At 70.7% G+C, this 6,300-nt stretch carries 8 protein-coding genes; 5 read left to right on the top strand and 3 right to left on the bottom strand.

What is annotated here, in order from left to right:
• From AC1DXV_RS29920 to recR, 3 genes are all read left to right on the top strand, one after another.
• Positions 1–712: DNA polymerase III subunit gamma/tau C-terminal domain-containing protein (locus AC1DXV_RS29920; RefSeq protein WP_477937080.1), on the top strand; the 712-nt coding region annotated here is incomplete at its 5' end.
• 19 nt (positions 713–731) lie between these two features.
• Positions 732–1,058 (top strand): YbaB/EbfC family nucleoid-associated protein, encoded by a 327-nt coding sequence (locus AC1DXV_RS29915; RefSeq protein ID WP_047511954.1) that lies wholly within the window; start codon positions 732–734, stop codon positions 1,056–1,058.
• 4 nt (positions 1,059–1,062) lie between these two features.
• Positions 1,063–1,650, top strand: a complete 588-nt coding sequence (recR, locus tag AC1DXV_RS29910) for a recombination mediator RecR (protein WP_477871737.1) — start codon at positions 1,063–1,065, stop codon at positions 1,648–1,650.
• Positions 1,651–1,660: 10 nt separating this feature from the next.
• Here recR and AC1DXV_RS29905 read toward each other — a convergent pair whose 3' ends face one another.
• Positions 1,661–3,232, bottom strand: a complete 1,572-nt coding sequence (locus tag AC1DXV_RS29905; RefSeq protein ID WP_477871739.1) for a transglycosylase SLT domain-containing protein — start codon at positions 3,230–3,232, stop codon at positions 1,661–1,663.
• Positions 3,232–4,014: a hydroxyacylglutathione hydrolase gene (gene gloB / locus AC1DXV_RS29900; RefSeq protein WP_477937078.1), complete on the bottom strand. Its 783-nt coding sequence runs from the start codon at positions 4,012–4,014 to the stop codon at positions 3,232–3,234. Before gloB ends, AC1DXV_RS29905 begins: the two co-directional genes overlap by 1 nt.
• Between gloB and AC1DXV_RS29895 the strand changes: the two genes are divergently transcribed.
• Both AC1DXV_RS29895 and rnhA read left to right on the top strand, forming a co-directional pair.
• Positions 4,013–4,870 (top strand): class I SAM-dependent methyltransferase, encoded by an 858-nt coding sequence (locus AC1DXV_RS29895; protein WP_477937076.1) that lies wholly within the window; start codon positions 4,013–4,015, stop codon positions 4,868–4,870. The genes gloB and AC1DXV_RS29895 overlap by 2 nt on opposite strands.
• Positions 4,867–5,349: a ribonuclease HI gene (gene rnhA / locus AC1DXV_RS29890; RefSeq protein WP_477937074.1), complete on the top strand. Its 483-nt coding sequence runs from the start codon at positions 4,867–4,869 to the stop codon at positions 5,347–5,349. The genes AC1DXV_RS29895 and rnhA overlap by 4 nt, the downstream gene beginning before the upstream one ends.
• Positions 5,350–5,381: 32 nt before the next feature.
• Here rnhA and AC1DXV_RS29885 read toward each other — a convergent pair.
• A partial coding sequence (locus AC1DXV_RS29885) for a molybdopterin molybdotransferase MoeA (RefSeq protein WP_477937072.1) occupies positions 5,382–6,300 on the bottom strand: 919 nt, incomplete at its 5' end.

Genomic DNA, 6,300 nt, shown 5'->3' with positions numbered 1-6,300 from the left:
GGCTGCGCCCGTGCGCCGCCCGCCGCCGGTGGTCGCGGCGCCGCCTGTGCGGCCGGCTCCTGCGCCGCCGCCTGTGGTGGCCGCACCGCCTGCTGCCAAGCCGCCCGTCACCACACCGGCGGCCCGCCCCGCCGCCCGCAACGACGAACCCCCGCCCTGGCTCGACGTGCCGTTCGACGACGAGCCCTCCGCCGCATCGGCCTCGTCGATGCCCGACCTCGACGACGAGCCGCCCGCACGCGCCGCGGCAACGCCGTCCGCCCCCGTCCCGGTGCCGATGGCCGCACCCGCCGTGCCGGCCTTCGAGCGCACGCCGCTCGGCGACCGCTGGAACGAGCTCGTCGTGCAGATGGTGCAGGCCAACGCCATCGGCGCGCTGGTGCGTGAGCTTGCCCTGCAAGGCCAGTGCGTCGCACTCAACGAGCAGGGCGCCGAGGCCGTCTGGCGCCTGCGCGTCGAGCGCGAGACGCTGCGCGCCGAGGTGCAGCGCACCAAGCTGCAGGCGGCCCTCGTCACGCAGCTGGGCCGCCCGGTGCGGCTCGAGGTCGAACCCGGCGTGCCGGCAGATTCACCGGCCCTGCGGGCGGCCGCCGAGCGCGCACGCCGCCAGGCCGAAGCCGAACAGATCATCCACAACGACCCGCTGGTACAAGCGCTGATGCAGCAGTTCAAGACCGCACGCATCGTGCCCGGCTCGGTCAAACCCCACTGAAACCCGAGGACCCCTCACCATGATGAAGAACCAACTCGCCGGCCTGATGAAGCAGGCCCAGGCGATGCAGGACAACCTGAAGAAGGCGCAGGAAGAACTCGCCCACATCGAGGTCGAAGGCCAGTCCGGCGCCGGCCTCGTGAAGGTCACGATGACCTGCAAGCACGACGTGAAGCGCATCGTGATCGACCCGAGCCTGCTGGCCGACGACAAGGACATGCTCGAAGACCTGGTGGCTGCCGCCTTCAACGACGGCATCCGCCGCGCCGAAGAGGTCTCGCAGGAGAAGATGGGCAAGCTCACGGCCGGCATGCCGTTGCCGCCGGGCATGAAGTTCCCGTTCTGACCCAGTGGCCGAACCTGCTCTCGACGGATTGATCGAAGCGCTGCGCCGGCTGCCCGGCGTCGGGCAGAAATCCGCGCAGCGCATGGCCTTCCACCTGCTGCAGCACGACCGCGACGGCGCCGCGCGCATCGCCGCGTCGCTGCAGAAGGCGGTGGCCGACGTGCGCCACTGCGACCGCTGCCACACCTTCACCGAGGGCGCCATCTGCAGCACCTGCGCCGATGAGCGGCGCGACGCGCGCCTGCTGTGCGTCGTCGAGACGCCGGCCGACCAGGCGGCGCTCGAGCGCACCGGCAGCTACAAGGGGCTGTATTTCGTGCTGATGGGACGGCTGAGCCCGCTCGACGGCGTCGGCGCGCGCGACATCGGCCTTGCGCAGCTGATCGAGCGTGCCACCGATGGCTCGGTCGAAGAAGTCATCGTCGCGACCAACTTCACCGCCGAAGGCGAGGCCACCGCGCACGTGATCGGCGAGACGCTCAAATCACGTGGCTTGCGCGTCACGCGGCTGGCGCGCGGCGTGCCGATCGGCAGTGAGCTCGAATACGTCGACCTGGGGACGATCGCGCACGCGTTGAGCGAGCGGCGCTAGTCCCCGCTGCTCACTGCTTCGCGACCCGCGTCGTCCGCTTCGCCGGCCGATGCGCCTTCGATGCGGTTCGCACCGCCGGCTTGCGCGCCGTCGCCTTGCCCGCGACGAACACATACACCGTCTGCCCCGGCTTGAAGTTCGCGCCGACCGTCGTCTTGTTCCACAGCGCCACCTGTGCCGCGCTCACGCGGTAGCGCTGCGCCACCGTCGCCACGCTCTCGCGCTTGCCGGCCTTCAGCGCCATGCGGCGCAGCGTCGGCGATTCGGAGACGAGCGACATCACGCCGTTGTCGGCCAGGTGCCCCGACACATCCGTCTGGCGGCTCTCGCCGCGCGGCACCAGCAGCGTCGAGCCGGCACGCACCAGCATGCGCGGAGGGATGTTGTTGACCTCGCGCAGCTGCGCCTCGGTCATCCCCACCTGCTTGGCCGCATCGGCCGGGCGCAGCGTGCGCGGCGCGACCCAGGCCGTCCAGGTGGCCAGCGGCCCGCGGTGCTCGCCGATGCTGCGCACGAACTGGCTCGCGTTGTCGTACGGCAGCAGCAGCTGCGGCGTGCCGGCCGCGAGGATCACCGGCCGGTTCATCTGCGGGTTCAGCGTCTGGAACTCTTCCAGCGACACGCCGGCCAGCCGCACCGCCAGCGCCACATCGATGTCGCGCTCGATCGGCACGCTGAGGAAGTACGGGTGGTTGTCCAGCGAGGGCAGCGTCAGCAGGTACTGCTCGGGGTGCAGCACGATGTTCTTCACCGCCTGCAGCTTGGGCACGTAGAACGCCGTCTCGTTCGGCATCTTCAGGCTGAGGTAGTCGGTCGGCTTGCCGGCGCGGCGGTTGCGCGCGATGGCGCGCTGCACATTGCCCTCGCCCCAGTTGTAGGCGGCGAGCGCCAGGTGCCAGTCGCCGAACATGTCGTGCAGCCGGGCCAGGTAGTCGAGCGCGGCGCGCGTCGAGCCGAGCACCGAGCGGCGGTCGTCGCGGAACACGTTCTGCTTCAGCGAGAAGGTGCTGCCGGTGGCCGGCATGAACTGCCACATGCCCGAGGCCTTGGCCGACGACACCGCCTGCGGGTTGAACGCGCTCTCGACGAAGGGCAGCAGCGCCAGCTCGGTCGGCATGCCGCGGCGCTCGACCTCCTCGACGATGTGGAACAGGTAGCGGCTGCCGCGCTCGGTCATGCGCTGCACGTAGTCGGGTCGCGACGCATACCAGCGCTCGGCGGTGCGCACCTGGTCGGTGTCGAGGTCGGGCATCGCGTAGCCGTGGCGCAGGCGCGACCACAGGTCGATGCTCGCGGTCGGCGCGTTCAGGTCGACCTTCTCTTCGGGGCGCAGCGGATCGATCGGCGGCGCGACGGCCGGGCCTTCGGCGACGGTGGTGTTGTCGGCGGCCGAGGCTGCCCCGGCGGGTGCGCTGGCCGCCGCCGATGCCTCCGGTGCGGAGGCTGCGGGGCCCGCGCCGGCAATGCCGCCCTCGGTCGGGGTCGTGGTCGCGCAGGCCGCCAGCAGCGCCAGCGCGGCGAACAGGCCGAGGCCGCAGCCTCGTCGCAAAGTGAGTGGCAAGAGCGGGTTCAGAAAGGTCATCAGAAGTTGTTTTTCCAGTGGCGCAGCGCGGCCAGCACGTCGACTTCGTCGTCGGGCCGGGCGCCGTGGGTGGCGGCGGCAGCTGCCACCTCGGGTTGCGCACAGCGCATGAAGGGATTGATGCGGCGCTCCTGCGCGATCGAGCTCGGCAGCGTCGCGCGGCCGTCGGCGCGCAGCGATTCGCAGCGTGCGGTGTAGTCGAGCAGGTCGCGGTTGTGCGGCTCGACGGCGCGTGCGAACTTCAGGTTCGACAGCGTGTACTCGTGCGCGCAGCACACCCGCGTGTCGCCGGGCAGCGCGGCCAGGCGCGACAGCGAGCGGTGCATCTGCGCCGGCGTGCCCTCGAAGAGCCGGCCGCAGCCGCCGGAGAAGAGGGTGTCGCCACAGAAGAGGATCGGCGCATTGCCATCGCCGTCGTGGTCTCCGACGGCGCAGAAGTACGCGATGTGGCCGGCGGTGTGCCCCGGCACGTCGATCACCTCGAAGCGCAGGCCGAGCCACTCGGCGGCATCGCCATCGCGCAAGGGGGTGAACGGGGTGGGGATCTTCTCGCGCGCCGGCCCGTAGACGGGGCCTTCGAGGCGCGGCCGCAGCGCATCGACGCCGCCGACATGGTCGCCATGGTGATGGGTCACTAGAATCGCCGACAGCCTCAGGCCATGAGCGTCCAGCGCTTGCTCCACCGGTGCCGATTCACCCGGATCGACGACGAGAGCCTGCCGGCCATCGTGAAGCATCCAGATGTAGTTATCGGCAAAGGCTGGCAGGGCAAGCAGTTTCATGACACAAGTCGGCGGGATTATAGGTTTGGCCCAGTGGCTGGAGACCCCCCCGGGGCGCTACCTGCTGGCCTGGGAACAGGCCCAACTCGATCGAAGCGTGGCCGATGTGTTCGGATTTCACGCTTTGCAGCTCGGCATGACCGAGCTCGAAGGCTTGAGGGCCAACCGGATGCCACACCGTTGGGTGGCGCTCGATGCGCATGGAAAGCTGGTGGAGCGCGATCCCGCGGCCGAAGTTCCCACCGATGCCGCCGCCGGTGTTACCAACGGCGTTCCCGCCGAGCGCGTGGCCGTCGTGCTGCGCTGCGATTTCGATGCGCTGCCGTTCGATTCGCAGAGCCTCGACCTGGTCGTGCTGCCGCACACGCTGGAGCTGGCGCGCGACCCGCACCTGGCGCTCGGCGAGGTCGAGCGCGTGCTGCGGCCCGAAGGGCGCGTCGTGATCCTCGGCTTCAACCCGACCAGCCTGTGGGGCCTGCGCCAGCGCTGCGGCCGGCTGCTGCGCTACATCGGCTTTTCGCGCCAGAAGCCGCTTTTCCTGCCGAACGACGGCGAGTTCCTCGGCTACTGGCGGCTGCGCGACTGGCTGCGGCTGCTGAGCTTCGAGGTGCAGGGCGGGCGCTTCGGCTGTTATCGTCCTCCCCTCAAGACCGACGCATGGCTGGCGCGCTATGCCTGGACCGAGCGCATCGGCGAACGCTGGTGGCCGGTGCTCGGCAGCGTCTACCTGCTGGTGGCGGTGAAGCGCGTGCGCGGCATGCGGCTGGTCGGCCTGATCCGCCAGCAGCGCACCGCCGGCCAGCGTGCCGCCACCGTCGCGAGCCATCGCGCGCATTCTTCTTCCGAGACCCCATGACTGAAGCATCTTCCGCCGCAACCTCCGAGCAGCCGCTGATCAAGCGCCCGCAGGTCCTGATCTACACCGACGGCGCCTGCAAGGGCAATCCCGGCCCTGGCGGCTGGGGCGCGTGGCTGCGTACCGGCGAGCACGAGAAGGAGATGTTCGGCGGCGAGCGCCAGACCACCAACAACCGCATGGAGCTCACCGGCGTGATCGAGGCGCTCGCGTCGCTGAAGCGCACCTGCGACGTGATCATCTACACCGACAGCGAGTACGTGCGCAAGGGCATCACCGAGTGGATCCATGGCTGGAAGACGCGCGGCTGGAAGACGGCCGACAAGAAGCCGGTGAAGAACGCCGACCTGTGGCAGCGGCTCGACGGGCTGCGCAACCTGCACCACGTCGACTGGCGCTGGGTGAAGGGCCACGCGGGTGACCCCGGCAACGAGCGCGCGGACCAGCTGGCCAACAAGGGCGTCGAAAGCGTGAGGTGAACCCGTAGCCCGGATGGCAATCCGGGACGCGTTCAAACCAGCCCGTCGAAGGGCAGGATCTCCACGAGGCTGCCGGCCGGGACATCCCCCTGCTCATGCGGCAGCACGACGAGGCCGTTCGCCTCGCTCATGCTGCGCAGCACTCCCGAGCCCTGCGAGCCGGTGATCGCCACCTGCCAGTGCCCGTCGGCACCGCGCGAGACGATGCCGCGCTGGTACTCGGTGCGCCCCGGCCGCTTGCGGATCGCCGTCGTGCAGCGCGCCTGCAGCATCGGCAGCGGCTCGACCGCGGCACCCGACATCGCGCGCAGCGCATCGCGCACGAAGGCGTAGAAGCCCACCATCACCGCAACCGGGTTGCCCGGCAGCCCGAACAGCACCGCCTCGCGGCCCTGGCTCGCGATGCGGCCCACCGCCATCGGCCGCCCCGGCCGCATCGCGATGCGCCAGAACAGCACCTCGCCGAGCCGCGCCATCACCGTGCGCGTGTGATCGGCCTCGCCGACGCTGACGCCGCCCGAGGTGATCACCACGTCGGCGTTCTCCACCGCATGGCGCAGCGCGGCCTCGAGCGCGGCGGGTTCATCGCGCACGATGCCCAGGTCGAGCACCTCGACGCCGAGCCGCTGCAGCATGCCCCACAGCGTGTAGCGGTTGCTGTCGTAGACGCAGCCCTGGTCGAGCGGCTCGCCGATCGAACGCAGCTCGTTGCCGGTGGAGAAGAAGGCGACGCGCGGGCGGCGCCACACCGGCAGTTCGCCGCGGCCGAGCGAGGCGACGAGGCCGAGATCGGCCGGCCGCAACGCGCGGCCGGCGTGCAGTGCGATGCTGCCGCGTGCCAGGTCTTCGCCGGCCAGCCGCCGGTTCGCGCCGGTCTTCACGGCACCGGCCGGCACGGTGATCCGCTCGCCGTCGACCCGCACGAACTCCTGCGGCACGACGGTGTCGAGG

The sequence above is a fragment of the Rhizobacter sp. P3_C12 genome (assembly GCF_056402735.1).
Note: the sequence above shows the minus strand (reverse complement) of the source record. Positions and strands in the feature narration are given on the sequence as shown.